Annotated in this window: 21 protein-coding genes; 7 read left to right on the plus strand and 14 right to left on the minus strand. The window is 68.0% G+C overall.

Translation table 11 applies throughout. The annotated features are described in order from the left end of the window. Positions 1 to 67: 67 nt before the first annotated feature. Positions 68 to 781: a DUF2968 domain-containing protein gene (locus AC5P88_RS09595; protein WP_286073741.1), complete on the plus strand. Its 714-nt coding sequence runs from the start codon at positions 68 to 70 to the stop codon at positions 779 to 781. 75 nt (positions 782 to 856) lie between these two features. On the opposite strand, the gene AC5P88_RS09600 is transcribed toward AC5P88_RS09595, so the two are convergent. Then, positions 857 to 1,252: a hypothetical protein gene (locus tag AC5P88_RS09600; RefSeq protein ID WP_495224884.1), complete on the minus strand. Its 396-nt coding sequence runs from the start codon at positions 1,250 to 1,252 to the stop codon at positions 857 to 859. A gap of 186 nt (positions 1,253 to 1,438) precedes the next feature. Here AC5P88_RS09600 and AC5P88_RS09605 point away from each other — a divergent pair, with 186 nt between their 5' ends. After that, on the plus strand, positions 1,439 to 2,263 hold the full coding sequence (locus AC5P88_RS09605) for an alpha/beta fold hydrolase (RefSeq protein WP_495224961.1): 825 nt from the start codon (positions 1,439 to 1,441) through the stop codon (positions 2,261 to 2,263). A 122-nt stretch (positions 2,264 to 2,385) separates the two neighbouring features. Here the strand turns inward: AC5P88_RS09605 and AC5P88_RS09610 are convergent, their stop codons facing one another. The 7 genes from AC5P88_RS09610 to AC5P88_RS09640 all read right to left on the minus strand — a co-directional run bounded on the left by AC5P88_RS09610 (position 2,386) and on the right by AC5P88_RS09640 (position 9,165). Further along, positions 2,386 to 4,035: an MFS transporter gene (locus AC5P88_RS09610; RefSeq protein ID WP_495224885.1), complete on the minus strand. Its 1,650-nt coding sequence runs from the start codon at positions 4,033 to 4,035 to the stop codon at positions 2,386 to 2,388. Next, a complete protein-coding gene (locus AC5P88_RS09615) occupies positions 4,029 to 5,312 on the minus strand; it encodes an alginate export family protein (protein ID WP_495224886.1) in 1,284 nt (427 codons plus the stop codon). The genes AC5P88_RS09610 and AC5P88_RS09615 overlap by 7 nt, the downstream gene beginning before the upstream one ends. Beyond that, complete coding sequence (locus AC5P88_RS09620) at positions 5,291 to 7,138, minus strand: amidohydrolase (RefSeq protein ID WP_495224962.1); 1,848 nt, start codon at positions 7,136 to 7,138, stop codon at positions 5,291 to 5,293. The genes AC5P88_RS09615 and AC5P88_RS09620 overlap by 22 nt, the downstream gene beginning before the upstream one ends. A 119-nt stretch (positions 7,139 to 7,257) precedes the next feature. Next, complete coding sequence (locus AC5P88_RS09625; RefSeq protein WP_495224887.1) at positions 7,258 to 7,683, minus strand: DoxX family protein; 426 nt, start codon at positions 7,681 to 7,683, stop codon at positions 7,258 to 7,260. Positions 7,684 to 7,685: 2 nt separating this feature from the next. Then, positions 7,686 to 8,342 carry a hydrolase gene (locus AC5P88_RS09630; RefSeq protein ID WP_495224888.1) on the minus strand — a complete coding sequence of 219 codons (657 nt, stop codon included), beginning with the start codon at positions 8,340 to 8,342 and terminating at the stop codon, positions 7,686 to 7,688. After that, entirely contained in the window at positions 8,339 to 8,782 is a 444-nt protein-coding gene (locus AC5P88_RS09635) for a helix-turn-helix transcriptional regulator (protein WP_495224889.1), read from the minus strand. Before AC5P88_RS09635 ends, AC5P88_RS09630 begins: the two co-directional genes overlap by 4 nt. A gap of 50 nt (positions 8,783 to 8,832) precedes the next feature. Then, the gene (locus AC5P88_RS09640; protein WP_495224890.1) at positions 8,833 to 9,165 is read right to left on the minus strand and encodes a hypothetical protein; all 333 of its coding nucleotides are present in this window, start codon (positions 9,163 to 9,165) and stop codon (positions 8,833 to 8,835) included. A 96-nt stretch (positions 9,166 to 9,261) separates the two neighbouring features. Here AC5P88_RS09640 and AC5P88_RS09645 point away from each other — a divergent pair, with 96 nt between their 5' ends. Together AC5P88_RS09645 and AC5P88_RS09650 are read left to right on the plus strand one after the other, a co-directional pair. Then, positions 9,262 to 12,291, plus strand: a complete 3,030-nt coding sequence (locus tag AC5P88_RS09645) for a sensor histidine kinase (protein WP_495224891.1) — start codon at positions 9,262 to 9,264, stop codon at positions 12,289 to 12,291. Continuing rightward, positions 12,284 to 12,937 (plus strand): response regulator, encoded by a 654-nt coding sequence (locus AC5P88_RS09650; protein WP_106549478.1) that lies wholly within the window; start codon positions 12,284 to 12,286, stop codon positions 12,935 to 12,937. The genes AC5P88_RS09645 and AC5P88_RS09650 overlap by 8 nt, the downstream gene beginning before the upstream one ends. An 86-nt stretch (positions 12,938 to 13,023) precedes the next feature. On the opposite strand, the gene AC5P88_RS09655 is transcribed toward AC5P88_RS09650, so the two are convergent. The 5 genes from AC5P88_RS09655 to AC5P88_RS09675 all read right to left on the minus strand — a co-directional run bounded on the left by AC5P88_RS09655 (position 13,024) and on the right by AC5P88_RS09675 (position 18,589). Beyond that, on the minus strand, positions 13,024 to 14,319 hold the full coding sequence (locus AC5P88_RS09655) for an acyl-CoA thioesterase/bile acid-CoA:amino acid N-acyltransferase family protein (protein ID WP_495224892.1): 1,296 nt from the start codon (positions 14,317 to 14,319) through the stop codon (positions 13,024 to 13,026). A gap of 128 nt (positions 14,320 to 14,447) precedes the next feature. Then, positions 14,448 to 15,170, minus strand: coding sequence for a LytR/AlgR family response regulator transcription factor (locus AC5P88_RS09660; protein ID WP_495224893.1), 723 nt, complete (start codon positions 15,168 to 15,170; stop codon positions 14,448 to 14,450). Continuing rightward, positions 15,167 to 16,222, minus strand: coding sequence for a sensor histidine kinase (locus tag AC5P88_RS09665; RefSeq protein WP_495224894.1), 1,056 nt, complete (start codon positions 16,220 to 16,222; stop codon positions 15,167 to 15,169). The genes AC5P88_RS09660 and AC5P88_RS09665 overlap by 4 nt, the downstream gene beginning before the upstream one ends. A gap of 155 nt (positions 16,223 to 16,377) precedes the next feature. After that, entirely contained in the window at positions 16,378 to 17,835 is a 1,458-nt protein-coding gene (locus tag AC5P88_RS09670; RefSeq protein WP_495224895.1) for an amidohydrolase family protein, read from the minus strand. A gap of 52 nt (positions 17,836 to 17,887) precedes the next feature. Beyond that, positions 17,888 to 18,589 carry an ankyrin repeat domain-containing protein gene (locus AC5P88_RS09675; protein WP_495224896.1) on the minus strand — a complete coding sequence of 234 codons (702 nt, stop codon included), beginning with the start codon at positions 18,587 to 18,589 and terminating at the stop codon, positions 17,888 to 17,890. Between the two features lie 122 nt (positions 18,590 to 18,711). Between AC5P88_RS09675 and AC5P88_RS09680 the strand changes: the two genes are divergently transcribed. Then, positions 18,712 to 19,593, plus strand: coding sequence for a LysR substrate-binding domain-containing protein (locus tag AC5P88_RS09680; RefSeq protein WP_106549472.1), 882 nt, complete (start codon positions 18,712 to 18,714; stop codon positions 19,591 to 19,593). A 216-nt stretch (positions 19,594 to 19,809) separates the two neighbouring features. Next, the gene (locus AC5P88_RS09685) at positions 19,810 to 20,247 is read left to right on the plus strand and encodes a DUF3806 domain-containing protein (protein WP_495224897.1); all 438 of its coding nucleotides are present in this window, start codon (positions 19,810 to 19,812) and stop codon (positions 20,245 to 20,247) included. 117 nt (positions 20,248 to 20,364) lie between these two features. Here AC5P88_RS09685 and AC5P88_RS09690 read toward each other — a convergent pair whose 3' ends face one another. Then, positions 20,365 to 21,525, minus strand: coding sequence for an amidohydrolase family protein (locus AC5P88_RS09690; protein ID WP_495224898.1), 1,161 nt, complete (start codon positions 21,523 to 21,525; stop codon positions 20,365 to 20,367). Between the two features lie 183 nt (positions 21,526 to 21,708). Between AC5P88_RS09690 and AC5P88_RS09695 the strand changes: the two genes are divergently transcribed. After that, positions 21,709 to 22,350, plus strand: coding sequence for a hypothetical protein (locus AC5P88_RS09695; RefSeq protein WP_106549469.1), 642 nt, complete (start codon positions 21,709 to 21,711; stop codon positions 22,348 to 22,350). Positions 22,351 to 22,357: the final 7 nt, after the last annotated feature.

Genomic DNA, 22,357 nt, shown 5'->3' on the forward strand with positions numbered 1-22,357 from the left:
CCATGCTAGACTCCCGGCGGGGAACCACCTTCATCTCAACCCACACTCATCCGTGGATGGTCTAGACATGCGAGAAACTTCAGGGGGCGCGGTCTTCGCCCGGCACGCGCGCGGCGCGGCACTGCTGGCCGTAGCCATGATGCTGGTGGCACCGGCGGCGATGGCTGCCCGTGGCGACCGTGAGGCAGCCGCAGAGCCGGCCGCACGCAGCGCGCCGGTGGTGCGCAACACCGTTGACGAACTCAAGCAGCTGATGGATTCGCGGCAGCTGACCGAGCTGCGCACGACCTACAACGGCAACTACGGCGCCAGCCTGCTGTTCAACGCCAACACCCTGACCTACTACGTCGCCCTGTTCCAGGAGAAGAATTTCTGGCGGGTGATCAAGACCGATGCCGTCGACAACGCCGAGCGGGTCTACCGTACCTTTGCCCAGCAGTCCGAACAGCTGGCCCAGGTCTACATCGATACCACCCGCCTGGAAGCCGGCAAGCGCTACACCGAGCGCCTGGTGGCGTACAACGAGGAACGCCTGCGCACCCTGCAGCAGGAAATGGAACAGCAGCAGGCGCAGTCGGCCCAGGTCAGCGCCGCCCTGCAGCAGGCGCAGCAGCAGGCGGTCAGCCTCAGCACCGACGTGCAGAGCACCAACAGCCAGCTGGACGCCCTGCAGCGCCGCATCCAGATCCTGCAGGCCGAACAGGGCAACCCGGAACTGAGCCTGCCCAAGCCGGACAGCGTGCCTTCGCCGGCACCGGCTCCCGCCAGCGACGGTCGCTGAGGCCCGGCCATCTGCATCCACGCACAACGGCGCCACAGGGCGCCGTTGTCGCTTTCGGCCTTTCGTGAGCCACGCTCAGCGGCAGGCGTCGTACACCGCGTCGTCCAGCTGACGGCGTTGCACGAAGTCCAGGCGCTTGCTCCTGGCCAGCACCTCCCCGCGGTGCTGTCGTGCGCGCTCACAGGCCCTGGGGTCCGTACTGATGGGTATCAGCGCGGCCTGCGCCCGCCGCGAGCGCACGATGCGCGGTGGCGCCAGCACCGCGCTGCCCGCCCTGGCCGGGCTTGGCGCTGGTCCGCGCGACAGCGATTGCTCCTCCGGCACCTCCCAGCGCCATTCCGCATGTCCTTGGCAGGGTGTCTGCTGATAGACCGGATGCGGACCGTCCACGCATTTGTAGACGTTGGTCTGCGCGTGAACCGCTGCGGCGAGCAGCAGGCACAACAGTGGGCTGCATCGCACTCTCGACATCGCATGCTCCTGGACAGGACGGCCATCATCGTCAGCGCCGAAGCCGCCGGCTTCCAGAGCGATACGCGTCACACCCCGGTCAATCCAGCACAGCCGTGCAAGCCACCCACCGGGCCACGCGCTGTACTGCTGGCGGTTCCGGCATATCCGCCGGCGCCGTCCCTCCCTTCCGCCAAGGAAACCGCAATGAGCAACTTCGTCACCGTCGCCGACGGCGCGCGCATCTTCTACAAGGACTGGGGCACCGGCCAGCCGATCGTGTTCGCCCACGGCTGGCCGCTGTCCTCCGATGCCTGGGACCCGCAGATGCTGTTCATGGGCCAGAACGGCTACCGCGTGATCGCCCACGATCGCCGCAGCCACGGCCGTTCCAGCCAGACCTGGGACGGCAACAACATGGACACCTACGCCGACGATCTGGCGGCGGTGATCGAGGCGCTGGACCTGAAGCACGCGATCCTGGTCGGCCACTCCACCGGTGGTGGCGAAGTGGCGCACTACATCGGCCGCCATGGCAGCAAGCGCGTGGCCAAGGTGGTACTGGTCGGCGCCGTGCCGCCGTTGATGCTGAAGACCGCCGGCAACCCGGCCGGCACTCCGCTGGAGGTGTTCGACGGCATCCGCAAGGGTACCGGTGGCGACCGCTCGCAGTTCTTCAAGGATCTGACCACGCCGTTCTTCGGCGCCAACCGCGATGGCAACAGCGTCACCCAGGGCATGCGGGATTCGTTCTGGCTGCAGGGCATGCTCGGCGGCGTCAAGGGCCAGTACGACTGCATCCACGAGTTCTCGGAAGTCGACTACACCGAAGACCTCAGGAAGATCGACGTGCCGGCACTGGTGGTGCATGGCGATGACGACCAGATCGTGCCGTTCGATGCCTCGGCCAGGTTGTCTTCGCAGATCATCAAGGACGCGGAGCTGAAGGTGTACGCCGGTGCCCCGCACGGCCTGACCGTCACCCACGCCGACCAGTTCAACGCCGACCTGCTCGCGTTCGCACGCAAGTGACGTACCGCGGCGGCGCCCCACAGCGCCGCCGCCCCTTCGGTAGTGCCGGCCGCTGGCCGGCAACACGATCAATTCATCGCGATCTGTGCAGCCGGCCAGCGGCCGGCTCTACCAGGGGCCGCTCAGATATCCCTGTGGTGGTGCGGTACCCCGGTCTTCGGCAGCGGGTCATGCCCACCCACGAAGTGGCGCACCACCGGCGCACGCTCGCCGCGATGCAGCCCACGCAGTACTTCCTGGATCGCCTTGTCGTCGGCAGTGATGCGTTCGTGCTGGCGCAGGTGCTCCAGCCACGACGGGGTCACGAAATACTCGAGGTGGATGCCCGGACTGGCCACATCCTCGACCACGCCCCAGACCACCGCGCCATCGCGGCGGCGGATCGTTCCCAGCGCGCGCATCTGTGCCTGGAACGCGGCACGATCTGCATCGTCGATGCGGTACTCGATGGTGACCAGCACCGGACCTCGGTCGTTTGACACCGGCACCGACAGTTCCGGTGCCGGCCAGTGCCCGGCCGGGCGCAGATTAAGGTCTTCGGTACCGGCGATGCGCACGCGCCACACCAGCAGCCCCCCGATCACCGCGCCTGCGGCAGCCACCAGCAGTGCCAGCTCCGGCGAGGTACGCTGCGCCAGCGCGCCCCAGCTCAGGCCACCGGCCGCCATGCCGGCCGAGAACACCATGATGTACAGCGCCAGCGCACGCGCACGCACCCATGCAGGAACTGCCGTCTGCGCGGCAATCTGCAGCGACGACAGCACGGTGATCCAGGCAAAACCGTTGATCAGCATCACCCATGGCAGCACGTACCAGCTGCGGGTCAGCGCCAGCCCGACCAGGCTGAGCGCCAGCGACAACGTGGCCAGCAGCACCAGCAGGTCGCGATCCATCTGCGCGCGCAGCTTCGGCAGCAGCAACGCGCCGCCCACTGCACCGATACCGATGCAGCCGAGCAGCATGCCGTACTGCCCCGCACCACCCTGCATCTGGCCGCGTACCACCACCGGCAGCAGCGCGTTCATCGCCGCGGCGAAGAAGAAGAAGCCCACCGACTTGATCAGTACCGCCTGCAGCCGTCCAGCGCGGCTGGCGTAGCGCAGGCCCGCCTTCAAGCCGGCACCGAAGCCTTCCGGTGGCAGGCTGGACTGCTTCGGATCACGCTTCCAGCCCCACACCACGAACAGCATCGCGGCAAAGGTGATGGCATTGAAGCCGAATGCCCACACCGCGCCCAGCTGCGCCACGATCACGCCCCCAATGGCCGGGCCGATCGAACGCGCGATGTTGATGCCGATCGAGTTCAAGGCTACCGCCGAGGCCAGCATCGGCTGTGGCACCAGCTCGGACACGATCGCCGCCTGCGCCGGCATCGCCATTGCCGCACCGCACCCCATGCAGAAGGTCAACAGTACCAGCAGCTGCGGGGTCAGCATGTCCATCGCCGTCAGCGCGGCCATCACTGCCGCCACCAGCAACATCCACCCCTGGGTCGCCAACAGGTACTTCCGGCGATCGACAATGTCGGCCAGCGTTCCGGCCGCCAGTGCCAACAGCACGATCGGCACCGTTGTGGCCGACTGCACCAGCGCCACCATCAGCGGCGAACCGGTGCGTTCGGCCATCACCCAGGCGGCGGCCACGTCATTGACCCAGGTGCCGATGTTGCTGGCCAGGATGGCCAGCCAGATCGAACGGAACATCTGGATCTTCAGCGGGGACCAGGCCCCTGCGGCCTGTGCGGGAGGTTGCGACGTGCTTGCGTTCACCATTGCCATGCTCCAACGATCGAGGCGAACAACGTGTCCTGGCCACCGGCCTGCTTCAGAGCAGGACCGGCGTCGACCCAGGCCAGCTGCAGCTGCCATTGCCAGTGTTCGCTGGCCTGCCAGCGTGTTTCGGATTTGTACTGGGTGCCGATGCGGCGCGCGCCACCGGCACTGCCCGGCAATGCCACCAGCGGTGCCGGCGTGGTGTAGACCGCGTCGGCGCGACGATGCTTCCAGGCCATCTGTACGCCCAGCTCCGTCGTTACCGCGTCGTGCAGGCGCAGCGACAGGGTCGGCTGAACGTCCATCAGGTTGGCCGGCGCCAGCAGGCTCGCTTCGCTGAAGTAGGCCGATTTCGGGAACAACGCGTTGAACGTGCCCAATCGACCATCGTGCAGGTCGCCATCGCCGCTGGCGATGTCGGCCTTCAGCCCCAGGCGCGGTTGCAGCGCCACATCGCTCCAGCGCCAGCCGGTATCGGTCGCCAGCGTCCAGGCGCGGATGTCGAGGTTGCCGGCAGCGGTACGCAGTTCACCGCCCTGCACTACCAGCTCGCTGTTCCAGTCCAGCGAACCGGCCTGGCCGAACCAGCGCGCGCCGAGTGTCTGCCGCCGCTCGTTTCCGGAACCAGCGGCGAAACGCGCGCCGTCGCGACGGTAGTCGAGCAGGTACAGGTCCCATTGCCCGGGCCAGCGGCCGCGCGCTGTGGTGGCATAGGCCCCCCACAGATGCGCCCCGGACTCACCGCGATCATCGAACGCCCCCGGGCGGTTCTCCACCGGTCGCAGGGCCATCAGGTCAAGCGTGCCGAACCGCCCCTTCCAGCCTGCCCGCGCGCCATCGAAGGCCAACCGGATGTTCGGGCCATCGCGAACCGACAACAACCGTGAGCTTCCATAGCCGGCCTCCTGCCGCCCCAGCTGCACGTGGAAACCGCCACGTTGCCAACGCCAGTACGCCTGCTGCACGTCCAGCGCACCGCGGTCGGTCCGGCCTGGGCCGCCCGCCCTGCCATTCTCGCCGTGGACACCCAGCTGCACTTTCGCCTGCCAGTCATCGCGGGCATACGTGGCCGACGCCAATGCACGCAGCAGACCATAGCCATCCTCGCTGCCGCCGATGCCGAACCGTGCCGGGTCGTAATACATCCCGCGCACGCGCAGCGACGCGTCCCACTGCAGCTGGCCGTCGCCCACGTCACTGCAGCGGCCACTGTCACAGGCCAGCGCCAGCGAGGGCGTGGCCAGCAACGCCAGGCTCAGAACGCGAAGCACGAGCATCCCATTGCGCCCCAGAACGCGGTCAGGTCACTGGTCGGCGCCGCGTGCTGCGCGGCATGCCCGTGCGCGCCGTGGGTACTGCAGGCCACGCCGTGATGGTGGCGGTGCGCAGCTGCCAACCCGGTGGCGGCGCCCCCCACATGGTAGCCACCGAACCTGTTGACCGGCGACCAGTTGGGCATCGCCGGCGGCAGCTGCGGCGCCAGGCCCGCGTAGTCGCCGTCGGCATGCACGATGCGGCCACCGACCACGGTCAGCACGCTGGTGATGTCGGCGATCTGCGCGTCGTCGACGCGGAAGAAATCGGCCGAGAGCAGGATGAAGTCGGCCAGCTGGCCGGCTTTCAGGGTGCCCTTCACCGCCTCGTCGCCGGAGAACCAGGCGCTGCCCTGGGTCCACAGGCGCAGCGCCTGCTCGCGTTCAAGCAGGTTTTCCTCGCCATACAGGGCCAGGCCACCGACGGTGCGCCCGGTCACCAGCCAGGACAGCGCCACCCATGGGTTGTAGCTGGCCACGCGGGTGGCATCGGTGCCCGCGCCCACCGGTACGCCCTCGGCCAACATCCGCTTCACCGGCGGCGTGTGCCGCGCGGCCTGCACGCCGTAGCGCTCGACGAAGGCTTCACCCTGGTAGGCCATGCGGTGCTGTACCGCGATGCCGCCACCCAGCGCACGGATGCGCTCGATGTTGCGCGGGGTAATGGTCTCGGCGTGGTCGATGAACCAGTGCAGCCCATCGAACGGCACCTCGCGGTTGACCTGTTCGTAGACATCGAGAATGCGGCTGATGCTCTCGTCGTAGGTGGCGTGGATGCGGAACGGCCAGCGCTTCTCGACCAGCAGTTTCACCACGTCGTGCAGCTCCGGCTCCAGTTCCGGTGGCAGCTCCGGTCGCGGTTCGTTGAACAGCTCGAAATCGGCGGCCGAGAACACCAGCATTTCCCCGGCACCATTGTGGCGCAGCAGGTCATCGCCCTGCCGCGGCTGCAGGATCTCGCTCCAGCCGCGGAAGTCGTCTACTTCCTTGCCCTTGTTCTGGGTGAACAGGTTGTAGGCGATGCGCACCGTCAGCTGATCGTCGCGGTGCAGCTGCTCGATGACCTGGTAGTCCTCGGGATAGTTCTGGAAGCCGCCGCCGGCATCGATCACCGAGGTGATGCCAAGCCGGTTCAGCTCACGCATGAAGTGGCGCGTGGAATTGGCCTGGTACTCGATCGGCAGGCGCGGCCCCTTGGCCAGCGTCGCGTACAGGATCAGCGCGTTCGGCTTGGCCAGCAGCAGCCCGGTCGGGTTGCCCAGCGAGTCACGCACGATCTGACCACCCGGCGGATCGGGAGTGTCCTTGTTGTAACCACAGGCGCGCAGCGCGGCGCGGTTGAGCAGCGCGCGGTCGTACAGGTGCAGCAGGAACACCGGCGTATCCGGTGCGATGTCGTTGAGCTCCTGCAGGGTCGGCAGGCGCTTCTCGTTGAATTGCGCGGCAGTGAAGCCACCGACCACGCGCACCCACTGCGGCGCTGGCGTGCGATCGACCTGCGCCTTCAGCATCGCCATCGCATCGGCCAGCGAGCGCAGGCCATCCCAGCGCAGTTCCAGGTTGTAGTTCAGGCCGCCACGGATCAGATGGGTATGGCTGTCGTTGAGGCCGGGCAGCAGGCGCCGGCCCTGCGCGTCGATCAGGGTCGCTTCGTTGCCCCAGTCGCGCATGATCTCCGCGTCGCTGCCGACGGCGACGATGCGCCCTTCCTGTACGGCCAGCGCCTGCGCGTGCGGCTGCTGACGATCAAGCGTGGTGATGCGGGCATTGCGGATGACCAGCGTGCTCATGCGACGCTCCTTGGAGGTGGAATCGAGTGCGGCACCGGCGCGGCCGGCCAGGCCCAGCGCCACGGCAGCGCCGCTGGCCAGCACCACGTTGCGGCGGCCGTGGTCGAGTGGATCGTGACTCATGCAAGATCTCCCGGAAGGCGTTGGCCGTCCAGCGCCCAGGCACCGGGACCGGCCAGCGCGAGGGCCAGCAGCACCGTGGTCCACATCAACGGGTACTCGCTGCCGCCGCGCATCCAGAACCAGCCCTTGGGCAGGGCCAACAGTACGGTGAAGCCGATGAAGGCCGCTGCCGCCAGCGCGGCGATACGGGTCTGCCAGCCGAGCAGCACGGCCAGGCCGGACGCCACCTGTGTCAACGCCAGCAGCAGCGGCAAGGGCGCTGCCGACGGCAACCCGAAGCCGCGCAGTTCGGTGGCGAACCCGGACAGCCCCGGGCCGCCGAACCAGCCGAACAGCTTGCCCAGCGCGTGGGGCAGCAGGAAACCTCCGGCGGCCACGCGCAGCATCAACAGGGCCAGGTCGAGGCCATGGCCAGCCAGCATGCTCAGTGCCCGCCTTCCTGCGCACCGAACATGCGCTTGGCGTACTGGATGCCGATGCCGTAGCCACCGGCGTGATCGCGTGCGATGCCGGTGGTCAGCTCGTACGTCTCACCGCGTGCCCAGTCGCGCTGCAGCTCCAGCAGGTACTGCACACTGGTCATCGGTACCGCACCGGCCTGCACCATGCGGGTGATCGCGCGCTCGTGTGCTTCCTCGCTGACATCACCACAGGCATCGGTGATCACATGGACCTCGAAGCCCTGCGCCAGTGCCGACAGCGCCGGTCCGACAATGCAGACGCTGGTCCACAGCCCGGCCATCACCAACCGGCGCTTGCCGATGCGGTTGATCTCGTCGATCACCGGCTGATCCTCCCAGGTATTCATCGAGGTGCGGTCGAACACTGGCTGGCCCGGGAAGATCGCCGGCAGCTCCGGGAACATCGGGCCGGAGAACGAGGCTTCCGCCACCGTGGTCAGCAGCACCGGCACGTTGAAGCCCTTGGCACCCTTGCCGATCAGGGACACGTTGTTGCGCAGCGCGGAGATGTCGATGGTGTGGGTGGCAAACGCCATCTGCGACTGGAAGTCGATCAGCACCAGCGCATGGTCGGTCGGTGACAGCAGGGACGGGGCGGGCGTGGCGGTGGCAAGGTTCATGCGTGGACTCCGTTGGAATCAAGGTCTGGGGGAAGCAGAAGGGCGGCATCACCGGCCAGATACTGGCCGGGACTGCAGCCCGTCTCTGCGCGGAAGCTGCGGACGAAATGGCTCTGGTCAAAGAAGCCGAGCTGCTGCGCCAGGCAGGACATCGGCAGATGCTGGGCCGACAACAGCTGGCGCGCACGTTCGATTCGGCGGCGGCGTACATAGCGCAGCGGGCTGGCACCAGTACCGCTGCGGAACAGGCGCACCAGATGGAAGCGACTGACGCAGGCGACGGCCGCCAGTTCGGTGACCCGCAGCGGCTGCGACAGGTGTTCATCGACATAGCGCAATGCACGCTGCAATGCTGCGACCTGCTGCGGTGCCAGCGACGCAGCGGGGGATTCCTGTGGAGTAACGGTGGCCATCGAGGACGCCGCGAGGGGGTGGCCCATGGTGCGGGGCGCCTGCGCGATGCCCTACCCCCGTCGGTCGAGGCCAGCACCTACCCGAATGGGGGAGGCCGGCGGCCGATCACGCGGCGACCGAACAGCCGTGCGTCCAGCGAATAGGCGCCCGGCCCCAGCACCAGCAGGGCCAGAGGCAGCAGCGCCAGTGGCCATGGCCCGGGCAGCGTGGACAGACCCGCGGCCGCCATCACTGCCGCCAGTGGTGTCAGCACACCAAGTGCGAGCATCGCCACGGCCAGCAGGCACAAGGCCGACAACCAGCCCCCTGGCATGTCGGGCGCGCAAAGTGCGGCCGCAACGCACAGCCGCAGCCACAGCAGGCCGACGCCCGGGCCACGGTCGGGAAACATCACGAACAGGCGCTGCATGGCCGGGCTCCACGGGGCATGCCGGCGTGATACCGGAAGGGGCCGCGTGCCGCCTACCCCGTTCGGGTCACCCTGGCCTGCCCCGCACCTGCCAGAATGCGCACCATGCGTGGCCGCCCCTTCCCGTTCCTGCGTCGCCTGCCGGCGCTGCTGACGTGCCTGCTGTTGATGACCGCCCTGCCCGCGCTCGCCGTGCAGCGTCCGGCGCTGAGCAGCGGGCTGCCCGGCTACGAGCACACCGCATGGCGGGTCGGCCAGGGTGCACCTGGCGATATATGGGACATTGCGCAGGACCGTGATGGACTGCTGTGGCTGGCGACCGGTTCTGGCCTGTACCGCTTCGACGGCCGCCGTTTTGAACGCCAGGCGCCACCACCGGGCAGCAGCTTCCCTTCCACCAACATGGTCACCCTGGCAGTCGGGCGCGATGACGCAATGTGGATCGGCTACTTCCAGGCCGGCATCAGCCAACTCGCACGCGGCCAACTGCACAACTACGGTCGGCAACAGGGCGTACCGGTCGGCGTGGTGCCGCACTTCAGCCAGGACCGCGAGGGCCGCCTCTGGGCAGCGATCAATGGTGGGCTGCGCTGGTTCGATGGCCGGCGCTGGCAACCCCCGCCGGCCTCCGCCGGGCTGCCGGAACACCGCGTGCAATGGGTGTTGCATGACAGCCGTGGCACGTTCTGGGTACTGGCCGATCTGAAGATATGGATGCGCGGACCGCACCAGGCGGCCTTCATTGATACCGGCATCGCCGTCTCGCAGATGGCAACACTGGTGGAGAACCCGCAGGGTGAAGTGTGGCTGGCCGACCGCGTCCGTGGCGCCTCGCCACTGGCAAACGCACATGGGCTGCTCGCCGGGCCCGAACGTGAGGCGCGGCGCCTGCCCGACCTGGTCGCTGCACGCATGCAGTTCACCACCGACGGCGCGCTGTGGGCGACGATGAGCCCGCATGGAGGCGTCGCCCGGGTCACCTTCGACGGCACCCGCGCCGTGCGCATGGAGCGCTTCGATTCACCGCACGGCCTGACTGCCACCTCGGCGGTGCCGATCATCGCCGACCGCGAAGGCAACCTCTGGGTAGGAACCAATCTTGGCCTCAACCGCTTCCGCGCGCGCAGCGTGCACACCCTGGCGGTCGGCCCCAGTGATCCCTACCGCTCGCTGGTGCGCACCACTGACGGACGGGTGTACGGCTACGGTGAAGACCTCAAGCCCTACGACCTGCGGCGCTCCCTGCTGGAAGGCAGCGCCGCACAGCTGCAGGCTGCGGCGCGGCAGGCACCTGCGCCGATCTGGCAGTTCGATTGGGTCAATCTGGCGCGCACTGTCGAAGGCCGTACCACGCTGATTCCGCTGCCCGCGCCGTTCACCGGGCAGCCGCTGCACGCCCTGCTGTTTCCCGACGAGACGCAGGCCTGGGTATGCACGGGCGAACGCGGTGTGCTGCATTACCGGGACGAGCAATGGCAGCGGGCGAGTCGCCTGCCCGAGCAGGCCTGCTCCTCCCTGGCGCTGGACGCCCATGGCCAGCTGCTGCTCGGCTACGCCGATGGTCGCGTGCGCCGGATGGGCACGACGACCATCGATGCTTTCGGCGCAGCGCAGGGCCTTTCGGTAGGGCCGGTGACCGCCCTGCTGCAGCATCAGGACCTGCTGCTGGTAGCCGGCGAAGCCGGACTCGCCGCACGCATCGGCGAGGGGCCCTTCGTTGCAGTGCGCACCGACATGGCCGGCGTCCTCGAAGGCATCACCGGCATGGTCGCCGATGCGGGCGGGCATCTGTGGCTCAATGGCAGCCGTGGCCTGGTGCGTCTTGAGAGCAGCCTGCTGCGGCGGGCACTGCAGGCAGGGCAGCAGGTGACGCCCCGCCTGTTCGATGCGGTGGACGGCATGCCCGGCATCGCCCTGCAGAGCGGGCCGATCGCCACCGCCACGCTGGCCGACGACGGTCTTCTGTGGCTGGCAACCAACCAGGGCCTGGCCTGGCTGGACACCACGCGTTCGCACGTCAACACGCTGGCACCCAGCGTTCGCATCGGCGACGTGCTGTACGGCAGCGAACAGCAACCACTGCGGGACGGCCTGCGCCTGCCGGCCGGCACCAGCCAGCTGCAGATCGACTACGTGGCCCTTTCACTGGCCCGCCCGGAGCGCAACCGCTATCGCTACCGCTTGTCCGGCGTCGATGACGGCTGGCAGGACGCAGGCAGCAGCACCCGCGCCTATTACACCAATCTGGCGCCGGGAAGCTATCGCTTCGACGTGGAAGCCGCCAATGAGGACGGCATCTGGAGCACGGTCCCGGCCAGCCGCAGCTTCCGCATCGCACCTACCTTCATCCAGACCGCGTGGTTCAAGCTGCTGTGCGTGGCCGCCGTGCTGGCGCTGCTCGTGCTGGCCGTGCGCATCCGCAGTGGCCAGCTCGCCGCGCTGTTCCGCGCCCGCCTGCAGGAGCGCAATGGCGAACGTGAACGCATTGCACGCGACCTGCACGACACCCTGCTGCAGGGCAGCCAGGGCCTGATCCTGCGCCTGCATGCAATCAGCCAGTCCGCGCAGACGCCAGAAGCAGTGCGCGGCCAGCTGGAGTCGGCGATGCAGCTGGCCGAGCGCAATCTGGCCGAGGGCCGCGAACGCGTCAACGCATTGCGCGACGGCCCGTTCGCCGGTCGCGACCTGGCTTCGGCATTGGCCGATGTGCATGCCGAGTACGCGGGGCATGGCACCAACCCACTGCGCCTTACCGTTGAAGGCACGACGCCACCACTGCAGGCCGATGCCGCGGAGGAAGTGTTCCTGATTGGTCGCGAGGCTATCCGCAACGCATTGCGCCACGCCAACGCCAGTGCCATTGAAGTGGAACTGTCCTATGGCACGCGCTGCTTCCTGCTGCACGTACGGGACGACGGTGTCGGCATCGCCGACGAAGACGCTGGACACGGCCATTGGGGGCTGCAGGGGATGCGTGAGCGTGCGCAGCGGCTCGGGGCCGAGCTGCAGCTGTGGACCCGCCCCGGACTGGGTACCGAAGTAGCGCTGGCGGTTCCCGCACGGCGCCTGTATCACCGCCGCGCGCCACGGTGGCGCTGGCCCTGGAGCAGACCCGAGCATGACTGAATTCCCTTCCCCGATCGGCGTACTGGTGGTCGATGACCATCCCCTGCTGCGCGACGGACTGGCGGCACTGCTGGGCGCGCAAGCCGATCTGCGCCTGCTGGGCGAGGCCGCCGATGGCGAGGAAGCCATCGCGCGTTACCAGCAGTTGCAGCCGGACGTGGTGCTGATGGACCTGCAGATGCCGCGCCTGGATGGCGTGGAGGCGATCGTGCGGATCCGTGCACTCGACCCACGCGCGCGCATCATCGTGCTGACCACCTACCGCGGCGATGTGCGCGCAGTGCGGGCCCTGCAGGCGGGTGCCAGTGCTTACCTGCTGAAGGACATGCTGCGTCACGAACTGGTCGACACCATCCGCATGGTGGCCGGAGGCCGCCGTGCGCCGATTCCACCAGCGGTGGCCGCCAGCATCGCCGCGCATGTGATCGAAGACCGCCTGTCACCGCGCGAGACCGAGGTACTGCGGCACGTGGCAGGCGGACTGTCGAACAAGCGCATCGGCGAGCGCATGCAGATTTCCGAACAGACCGTGAAGGCGCACATGAAGAGCCTGATGGACAAGCTCGGCGTCGGCGACCGCACGCATGCGGTCACCCAGGCGCTGCGGCGCGGCATCATCAGCCTGGATGATGGAGGGCTGGATTGATACATGGCCCGCTGTGGTTACCACGGGGTCGGATCCGTTCCTGGATCTGACCCCGCTGTAGGTCCACGCCATGCGTGGATGAGCCGTCACAATGCCTCGGCCAGGAACGCCAGCACCGCCGGCCCCACCTCGCGATCAGCGCGTGCGTGTCCTTCAGGTGTTCCACCCACCTGCAGATACGGGCCGACATCGTGGCGATGGGTGGTCGGCTGCAGGATGGGCGTGATCAGGTGTCCCGCATCGCCGTAGTACAGGAAGCGATCACGTTCACCCCGCCCGGACAGTGCAAGCCTGCGCTGGGCCACCGCCAGCATCACGCCGGAATCGCCAAGACGGTCATCGCCTCCCCCTACCCACAAGGTGCGCGCAGCGATCCTTTCGATCGGCAGCATGGCGTGCTCCAACGCTCGCTGCCAATGCGGCCCGGGTCGCCCCCAGTCCACATCTTCCCGGTACGGCAGCCAGGGCAACGGCATGCCCTTCCAGCTCAATGGCGAGCGGTCCACGGCGCGGAAGTCCGCAGGCGCGACATCACGGGCAATGCCGCGGAACGGTGCCGGGGTGCCAACCCATGACACTGCAGCACGCAGTTGTGGCATATGCACGGCGGTCGCCATGGTCACGATGCCGCCCCATGAACCGCCCATCAGCCCGACCCGCTGAGGGTCCACCCGCGGCTGCTGCTGCAGCCAGAGCACTGCATCACGCACGGTCTCCAACGGCACCTCGATCAGATCCTTCGGCACACCCGGCCCCCGGTACCAGGCCACCGACAGCGCAACGTAGCCATGGCTGGCCAACCATGCGGCGTAGGCATCACCTCCGTCGAATCCCCCTTCGGCCCCTCCCAGCGCCACCAGCGCAGGACCGCGCGTTCCTGGTGCGCTTTCCGGCGGCAGATACAGGTGCGCCTCGCGACCGCCCACCTCCACCCGTCGCACCTGCACGCCGGGCAGCATCAGGTGGCGTTGCAGGGTACGCCGTGCCACCACGTTGCCGGCGCGTTCCACTTCCAGTTCGAACGACTGCGGTCGGAAGCCCAGGCCATCGACACTGCGCTGCCACTGCAAGGGCAGCGCGGTGGCCTGCCCGTCCTGTGGCTGCATCGACCAGATCAGGCCACCGGCGTCGATGCCGCGATAGCTGCCCTGTTCCGATCCGCTGCGTGCGATGTCGACGATGCCCTTCGGATCGGCACGCAGCAGGGCCTGCGACTGCCAGCGCTGGCCACGGCTGTCCTGAAGGGACAACCGCAACTGCACCGGCTCGGCGGCCGCCAGGCCTTCGACCGTGATCGAAGGAACGCGGTCGGCGCGCCCCTGGTGATCCTGGACTTCAACGCGCACCTCGGCCATCGCCGGCAGCGCCAATACTCCCAGCAACCAGCCCCAACAATTCCGCATGCCCTGCCCCCGCCTGGAAAACCACAGGGTGCCCCGGCACTGTCCCACGCGGCGCACGCCATGCTGCCGATGGCATGAACCGTACCAGCGCTGGCACCGGCCGTGACTCAGGCCCGTGCCGCCAGCGCCGCCTCCAATGTGGATCGATAGCTTCGGCTGACCGGCACGCACGCGCCGCCGGCCAGTTCAAGCAACGCATCACCGTTGTGACGTTCGATCAGTGACTGCACGCGCAGCGGATTGACCATCACCGAGCGATGCACACGCAGCAGTCCGCCATCGGCCAACCGATCGGCCAGCTGTGCCAGCGGTTCGCGCAGGAGATGCAGCTGTGTTCCCACGTGCACGCATGCATAGTGACCGGCCATGTCGATGTAATCGATCTGCGCCAGTGGCAGATACTGCACACCGCCCGCTCCGGGCACCGCCAGCGTCCTTGCGCGTTCCGCTCCGGGCTCGACCAACCCGGCCAGCCGGCGCACCCGCCCGATCGCCTCCTGCAGCCGGGGCAGTGCCACCGGCTTGAGCAGGTAGTCGGCCACACCGAGTTCGAAGGCACGCAACGCATGTTGTGGCAGCGCAGTCACGAAGAGGGTGTGCGCGGCCAACGCCGGTTGCTGCTCCGGCAGCTCCCAGCCGCGTCCGTCCGGCAGCACCAGATCCAGCAGCAGCAGGTCGAAGCGCCGCCCCCGCAGGTGCTGGCGAGCCTCGGCCAGGCTGGCCGCCTCGGCGTCAACCCGCACCTCCGGAATGCCCGCCATCAGCGCACGCAGGCGATCACGTGCCAGCGCCACATCGTCTACCAGAAGCACGCTCAACGGGCGCGTCACGCGGCGCGCTCCGGCAGACGCACGCGGGCGCGATAGAACGCCCCTTCGTGCCCACTCTGCAACCGCCCTCCCACCGCCGCCAGGCGACGCTGCAGGGTCATCAGTCCAGTGCCAAGGCCGTCTCCACGTGAGGGCCGCAAGCAGGGATTGCACACGGTCACATCCAGTCCGCCGCCGTCCACTTCAGCCTGAAGATCAATCCGCAAGGGCCCATCACCGGGTTGCCAGCCGCTGTGTACCACCGCGTTCTCGATCAGCGGTTGCAGCAGCAGGCCCGGCACCTGCCACCCCAGCGCGTCAGCACTGGCCTGCAGGCGCAGATGCAGTGCTTCGTCGTGCAGCAGCGAGTGGAGCGCGACATGATCCTGCGCCACTGCCAGCTCGTCGGCCAGGGCACGCTGCGCCGGGCATTGCAGGGTATCGCGCAACAGTGACGACAACTGCACCAGCGCGCTGTCCGCTACCGCCGGCCGCTGCAACGCCAGTCCACCGATGGCATTGAGTGCGTTGAACAGGAAGTGGTGCTGCAGATGCTGCCGCAGCGCTACCTCGCGCGCCAGCTGAAGGGCCTGCGACTGTGCCTTCAGGCGCTGCAGCCACGACAGCCCGTGGCCGACGCCTGCCACGGCGATGAACGTCGGCAGCGCAAACAATGCCGTAATGCCGATTGCGCGTGCCGCCCGGTGCAGCGAGGGCGGCGGTTGCGGTTGCCACAGTTGCAGCAGCAGGTGCCCCAGGCCCCAGCCCAACGCGGTCAGCAGCGGGGTCAGCAGCAGGCCCAGCAGCAGCCAGGCGATCAGATGCCTGCGTCCGGGAAGCGGCCAGCGTGTGCAGGCCGCCCACAACAACGGCGTCGCCAGCATCCACGGCAGTTCGGCGCCCAGAATGAACAACGCCGCCGGAAGCACACCACCGGGTTGCTGGCTCAGATGCACCGCCGGCACTGCAGTTGCGATCAACAGACCCCACAGGCCCAGCATCACCCAGTGCGGGCGTGGCAGCGACAGCGATGCTTCGGGGGCGGGCAGCAGGCAGGCGGGGGCAACGGACATGCGCGGCGTCGAAAGGGAACCGGACACCATGCTAGGTGTCCGGCATCGTTCCTTCCCGTGCCGGAAGCAAGGGGATCATCCACGCATGGCGTGGATCTACCGACAGCTGGTCAGCACAGATCCACGCCATGCGTGGATTCCGTCCAACCCCGCAATCAGTCAGCTTTCGCCGCCTCTGCATTCCACGCCGCGACCTTGGCCTTGGTGTCGGCCAGCATGCTGTCCAGCGCGGCGCGGTCATACACGTTGCCGCGCAGGATCACGCTATCAATTTTTTCCGTGGCGGCAATGTCCTGCAGCGGGTTGGCGGTCAGCAGCACCAGATCGGCGGCCTTGCCCTGCGTGACACCACCGTAGCGGTCCATCTGGCCGAACCAGGCCGGGCCGGAACGGGTTGCGGCCGACAGCGCCTGCGGCGCGCTCAGCCCTTCCTTCACGAACAACTGCAGTTCCTGGTGCAGCGCGATGCCCGGGAAGTTGAACGAATTGAGGAAGCCCGCATCGGTGCCGGCAATGATCGTCACACCCGCTTCCTGCAGCAGCGGCAGCACGGCCGCCACCTGGTGGTACTGCGCGTGGCGCGCTTCGATCTGTGCCGGCGTGGCCTTCGCCGCACGGTCCACGCGCCACTGATAGGTCGCGCGCAGGCCCGGGCCGATGTACGCCAGATAGGGATCGTTGGCGTGGTCGTCCTGGTCGAGGAAGTCGAGGATGCGGCCGCCGTTGAGGGTCGGCGTCACGAACACGCCGCGCTTGGCGAAGTCGCGGTAGGCGTGCATCGCGGTATCGCGGTCGAAGCTGGCGTCGAGGCGGCGGTTGGCTTCGCCGCGGTCGATGCGGCCGGCACCGAAGTCGGCGGCGATCTGCGCCTCGTCCTTGCTGCCGGCCTTGAACGCGTAGTCCAGGTGCTCGATCGAAGCCAGGCCGGCATCGACTGCCTGTTCCACCGTCAGCGCCATTGGAATATGGCCCGAGGCCTTGAAGCCGGCCTTGCGCGCCGCGCTGGCCGAGTACAGGAACAGCTCCGGCTTCAGCGTGCTGTCGGTGATCTTCACGAAATCGACCTTGTCGTGCTGCAGTCGGGTGATGGCCTTGTCGACGTCGGCCTCACTGCCTACCTCGATCGTACCCTTCCAGACTGGCTTGATGCCTTCGATCTTCGCACCCGAACTGAGCAGGCGCGGGCCGAACAACGTGCCCTTGGCGATTTCGCCGCGCCACTGCAGCACCTGCCCGGGCAGGTCGCCGGAGCAGTCGCGCACGGTGGTGATGCCGTGCGCGATGTACAGCGGCAGCAGCGCCTTGTTCTCCTCGATCAGCGCCGGGCCGCCGCCGAAGTGCACGTGCATGTCCCACAGACCGGGGATCAGGTACTTGCCCTTGGCGTCGATCTGGCGGGCGGCACTCCACTGGCTGCGCAGCTGCGCGTCCGGGCCGACGGCGACGATGTCCTCGCCACGGATCACCACACTCTGCCCGGCCAGGGTGCTGGCGTGCTCGACATCGACCACGGTGGCGTTGCGGATCAGCAGGTCGGCGCGCTCGGCGGCAGAAGCCGACAGCGGTGCCACCGCAAGAAGGATGGCGAGGGACAACGGACGGGAACGGAACATGGACAGCATCCTGGTGGGCACGATCAGCGTGCGGGGTGGAAGGGGCTCTGTATCAGCGCGTCGCGCCGTGCTGGCGCAGCAGCGTTTCAATGCCGGTATAGCCGCGCTGACGGGCGTGGGCCAGCGGTGTAACGCCATCGCCATCGGCCAGCTCCGGGTCGGCACCGGCCTCCAGCAGGAGCTGCACGATCTGTGCATGGCGCGCACCGCCGTCGCCGAGCAGGATCGCTTCCAGCAGCGCGGTCCAGTGCAGGCGATTGACATGATCCACCGCCACGCCGGCCCGCAGCAGCGTGCGCACGGTGGCGACATGGCCGCGCTCGGCGGCGGGAATCAGCGCGGTTCCGCCATAGCGGTTGGTGCTGCGAAGATCGGCACCATGCGCCAGGGTCATCGCCAGGATCTCGTCCAGGCCACGCGCACCGGCGTACAGGTAGGCGCTGTCCTGCAGCACATCCTTGGCGTTGACGTCGGCACCGGCCTCGATCAACTCGCGCGCGGCATCCACGTTGTTGGCATGGGTGGCCAGCAGCAGCGCGGTGCGGCCTTTCCCGTCGCGTGCCTCCAGATCGGCCCCCTGCTCGATCGCCTCGCGTATAGCATCGGCGTCGCCACGGCTGGCGGCATCGCGCAGGCGCGCGCGCCCATCAGCCTTGGGGGTCGCAGTGCAGGCAGGGGTGACCATGGCCAGAAGGCATAGCAGCAGCATGCGCGCCATAGGTGTGGGCCAGCAAAGGGAACGACGGAAGCGCATGGCAGTGTCTCCTCATGTCCGTCGCCACGGAACGCCGCGTGACGGTAGCAACAGCCGGGCATTGCCGGCCCCTGCCCTGCATGGTAGAAGTCGACCCGGGTATCCAGAAGTGAAATGTTCAAATGCAAGACAGTGCCAAATCGAATAGAACCCTGTTCGAGCTGGACCTGCTTCGGGCGCTGGTAATGGTGGCCGACTGCGGCAGCTTCACCACGGCGGCTACGCGCCTGCATTCAACCCAGTCCACGGTCAGCCAGAAGGTGCGACGGCTGGAAGAGCTGGCCGGGCACCGCCTGCTCGAACGCGGCCACCGCGACGTGCACCCCACCGATGCCGGCCATACCCTGCTCGGTTACGCGCGGCGCATGCTCGATCTGAACGAGGAAATGGCCCAGGCGTTGGCCGGGGCCACGGTTGAAACCGCCGTGCGCATCGGCGTGCCGGAGGACTTCGTCAACGCACAGACCACACGCATGCTGGCTGCCTTCAGCCGCCGCCACCCACAGGTGAAGCTGGAGATCAGCAGCGGGCTGAGCCGTGACCTGGCGCACGGCTTCGACCACGGCGAGCTGGACCTGGTGCTGGTCAAGCAGCGGCGCAACAGCCGCCAGGCCGTGCACTGCCGGCGCGAGCCGATGCACTGGATCGACAGCCTGCGCAGCAGCTGCCTGCTGCAGGACCCGCTGCCACTGGTCACGTTCCCGCCGCGTGGGCTGTACCGCGACGAGATGATCCACGCCGTGGAAGCGCTGGGCCTGCGCTGGCGTATCGCCTTCACCAGTTCGTCGCTGAGCGGCATCCAGGGCGCGGTAGCCGACGGCATCGGCATCAGCCTGCTGCCGCGCCGTGCAGTCACCCGCGAGCACCGCATCATCGATGGCGAGCGCGACCTGCCGGTGATCGACAACTACGAGATCGGCCTGCTGCATCGCCCGGACGCCGATGATGCCGTGCGTGCGCTGGCCAGCGAGCTGTGGCGGCAGGTACAACGCGAACCGGATTGACCACCGCACCTGAGGTGGTGCCGGCCGCTGGCCGGCAACCTCGACAGCTGCATTGTCGGGCATGGGGTCAGATCCGTTTTCCGTAGGAAAACGGATCTGACCCCGACGTGCGTGGATCTCGCGCATTGATCATCGATATCTGATCAATCTTGCCGCACGGCAGGCATGATCGCCTCTTACAGTGCCCATTGTCTCCGTGCCGCACGGCACCTTGCCATGTCCGACGAAACCCCGACCCGCTTCGATCCCCTGCCCGCCGCGCTGCAGGTCCATCTTCAGCACCAGCGTTCGCTGATCGCCGCGCGCGTGGTGGCCGGCTTTCCCACGCTGCCCGTGCAATGGCCACTGGCGGCCACCACGCTGCAACGGGTGATCGACGCCGAGCTGATCGATCGTGACGACTGTGGCGGCTGGGAAGCCTTGGGCGTTGCGTTCGGTGACACCCTGGCCCAGCGCGTGCCGGGCCTGGCCTGGATGCAGGTGACCGATGCCTGGGGCATCGATGCAGTGCTGCGCTATGCCGACAGCAGCCTGCAGATCGGCGCCAGCACGCTGCTGCTCAAGCGCATCGAACAGGGCGAGGTCATCGACATCGCACATCTGCTGGCATGGCTGGAAGAATTCGTCGCGACCCGCGCTGACGATTACGCCTGAAAAGCCGTCGAGCATGGCCCGGCGCTACAAGGGGATTGGCGCGGCGTGATGGGTAGATCCACGCCATGCGTGGATGAAGGCGACCGCGCGAGGGCTCCATCCACGCATGGCGTGGAACTACAGCCAGCGACCATCAACCACCACGCGGCGCTCCACCGGCACCCCAGCCACCGCGGCCGGACCGTGGTCGGCGCGCACCGCCACGAACGTGGCCGGCAGGCCTTCGGCAATACCGTAGCGCGGCAGACCGATCACCTGCGCGGCATGGGTGGTGACCATGTCCAGCGCCAGCATCAGGTCGTCATCGGTGTAGAAGCCCGAGCGATAGCCGAGCAGCATCGCCCGCTGCAGCAGGTCGCCATTGCCATATGGCCACCAGCAGTCGCGGATGTTGTCGTTGCCGGCGAACACCCGCACACCAGCATCATGCAGCGCGCGCAGCGGTGGGAATGGATGATCGCCGGGTGCATTGCTCATGATTGCCACGCCGGCCGTGGCCAGCGCTTCGCCCACCTGCAGCGCGCGCGCCAGGGGCACCTCGCCCAACGAATAGGCATGGCTGACCGCAACGCGCCCCTGCAGACCGGCAGCCCGGGTGCGCGCGGCAATGCGCAGCAACTGGGCCAGGCCGGTCTCGCCCGGCTCATGCAGATGGATGTCCAATTGCACGCCATAGCGCTCGGCCAGGCCGAACAGCACTGCCAACTGGCCTTCGGCATCGCCATCGAGGGTGGTCGGGTCGATCCCCCCCAGCACTTCCACGCCCGCCGCAATCGCCTGCTCCAGCACAGCGGCGGTGCCCGCACAGGACATCACGCCTGCCTGCGGGAACGCCACCAGCTGGATGCGCATGATGTCGGCGCAGCGCAGTGCAGCCTCGCGTACCGCTTCAAGGTGGCGCAGGCCGGTGCTGCCATCGATATCGACATGGCAGCGCATCGCCACCGTGCCGAAGCCGCTGCACTGGCGGATCAAGGCCTCGGCGCGATCCACCATCGGTGCTGCGCCGGCCACCGCCGCCTTTTCCACCGCCAGCCGTTCACGCAGGCTGTTCACGGGCTGGTGTGGGTGCCACTGGTCACCGACGAAGCTCTTGTCCAGGTGGATATGGCCATCCACCAGGCCGGGCAGCACCGCGAGACCCTCCAGGTCGATGCAATCCGCCCCATCAGCAGGCCTGGCATCTCCATTGAGGCCGCTGATGCGGCCATCACGGATATGGAAATGCAGTGGCGCACCGTTGCGGTCCACACCGCCATGGACGAACTGGAGGGTCATCGGGAACTCCCGGAAAGCCAAGAATGGCGCCATCGTGCGCCTCGGCACAGCCATCGGCCAACGAAATATCTGGATGGCACACATTCACCAGAACGATGATTACCCCTGCGACAACCGGTCGCAGCCACGCCGTGCACACCCCTGAACGGGTAACATGGGCGCCTGTTTCCGCTGTGATGCCGCATGGGCCCGTCCGACCGCCACGATCGTCTCCGCCGCTGGCAGGCCGCGTCCCTGCTTGCCGCCGCCCCGATCGCCAGCCTGTCCGCCACCGATGCAGCGGCTGCCGCGCCGCTGCAGTCGCCGCCGGGCCAGCAGCGCATCGCCCCGGCAGCGCTGGTCGAGCGCCTGCACCAGCGCGTGCTGTCCGGGCAGAGCGCCACCGCCACGCTGGAACACTGGTGTGCCGAACATGGCCTGGCCGAACAGGCCCGTGTACGCGCGGTGCGCATACACGGCCACGACAAGCCGGCCCCGGCCGACGTACTGCAGGCACTGGGTGCGGCACCCGGCGCCGAGCTGCGCTATCGCCGCGTGCAGCTGGTCTGCGGCAGCCGCGTGCTGTCCGAGGCGGACAACTGGTACCTGCCCGGCCATCTCAGCCCGGCCATGAACCAGGTGCTGGACAACACCGATGAACCCTTCGGCCGCGTGGTCAGCCCGCTTGGCTTCCAGCGCCAGACCCTCGCCGACCAGACCTTCTGGCCGCCACGCGGCGAAGGCGACCACGGCGTGATCCTGGAAGTGCGCGCCCTGTTGCGTGACCGCCAGCGGCAGCCTTTCAGCTACGTGATCGAGTCGTATCTGCTGCAGGCGCTGCCGTAACGCGCAG

It is taken from the genome of Stenotrophomonas sp. YJH_SMC_8, from assembly GCF_059371315.1.

What these genes read in the sequence shown, in the direction of transcription:
- AC5P88_RS09595 (WP_286073741.1), top strand. Translation starts at nt 68, where the DNA reads ATGCGAGAAACTTCAGGGGGCGCGGTCTTCGCCCGGCACGCGCGCGGC.
- AC5P88_RS09600 (WP_495224884.1), bottom strand. Translation starts at nt 1,252, where the DNA reads ATGTCGAGAGTGCGATGCAGCCCACTGTTGTGCCTGCTGCTCGCCGCA.
- AC5P88_RS09605 (WP_495224961.1), top strand. Translation starts at nt 1,439, where the DNA reads ATGAGCAACTTCGTCACCGTCGCCGACGGCGCGCGCATCTTCTACAAG.
- AC5P88_RS09610 (WP_495224885.1), bottom strand. Translation starts at nt 4,035, where the DNA reads ATGGTGAACGCAAGCACGTCGCAACCTCCCGCACAGGCCGCAGGGGCC.
- AC5P88_RS09615 (WP_495224886.1), bottom strand. Translation starts at nt 5,312, where the DNA reads ATGCTCGTGCTTCGCGTTCTGAGCCTGGCGTTGCTGGCCACGCCCTCG.
- AC5P88_RS09620 (WP_495224962.1), bottom strand. Translation starts at nt 7,138, where the DNA reads ATGAGCACGCTGGTCATCCGCAATGCCCGCATCACCACGCTTGATCGT.
- AC5P88_RS09625 (WP_495224887.1), bottom strand. Translation starts at nt 7,683, where the DNA reads ATGCTGGCTGGCCATGGCCTCGACCTGGCCCTGTTGATGCTGCGCGTG.
- AC5P88_RS09630 (WP_495224888.1), bottom strand. Translation starts at nt 8,342, where the DNA reads ATGAACCTTGCCACCGCCACGCCCGCCCCGTCCCTGCTGTCACCGACC.
- AC5P88_RS09635 (WP_495224889.1), bottom strand. Translation starts at nt 8,782, where the DNA reads ATGGGCCACCCCCTCGCGGCGTCCTCGATGGCCACCGTTACTCCACAG.
- AC5P88_RS09640 (WP_495224890.1), bottom strand. Translation starts at nt 9,165, where the DNA reads ATGCAGCGCCTGTTCGTGATGTTTCCCGACCGTGGCCCGGGCGTCGGC.
- AC5P88_RS09645 (WP_495224891.1), top strand. Translation starts at nt 9,262, where the DNA reads ATGCGCACCATGCGTGGCCGCCCCTTCCCGTTCCTGCGTCGCCTGCCG.
- AC5P88_RS09650 (WP_106549478.1), top strand. Translation starts at nt 12,284, where the DNA reads ATGACTGAATTCCCTTCCCCGATCGGCGTACTGGTGGTCGATGACCAT.
- AC5P88_RS09665 (WP_495224894.1), bottom strand. Translation starts at nt 16,222, where the DNA reads ATGTCCGTTGCCCCCGCCTGCCTGCTGCCCGCCCCCGAAGCATCGCTG.
- AC5P88_RS09670 (WP_495224895.1), bottom strand. Translation starts at nt 17,835, where the DNA reads ATGTTCCGTTCCCGTCCGTTGTCCCTCGCCATCCTTCTTGCGGTGGCA.
- AC5P88_RS09675 (WP_495224896.1), bottom strand. Translation starts at nt 18,589, where the DNA reads ATGCGCTTCCGTCGTTCCCTTTGCTGGCCCACACCTATGGCGCGCATG.
- AC5P88_RS09680 (WP_106549472.1), top strand. Translation starts at nt 18,712, where the DNA reads ATGCAAGACAGTGCCAAATCGAATAGAACCCTGTTCGAGCTGGACCTG.
- AC5P88_RS09685 (WP_495224897.1), top strand. Translation starts at nt 19,810, where the DNA reads ATGTCCGACGAAACCCCGACCCGCTTCGATCCCCTGCCCGCCGCGCTG.
- AC5P88_RS09690 (WP_495224898.1), bottom strand. Translation starts at nt 21,525, where the DNA reads ATGACCCTCCAGTTCGTCCATGGCGGTGTGGACCGCAACGGTGCGCCA.
- AC5P88_RS09695 (WP_106549469.1), top strand. Translation starts at nt 21,709, where the DNA reads ATGGGCCCGTCCGACCGCCACGATCGTCTCCGCCGCTGGCAGGCCGCG.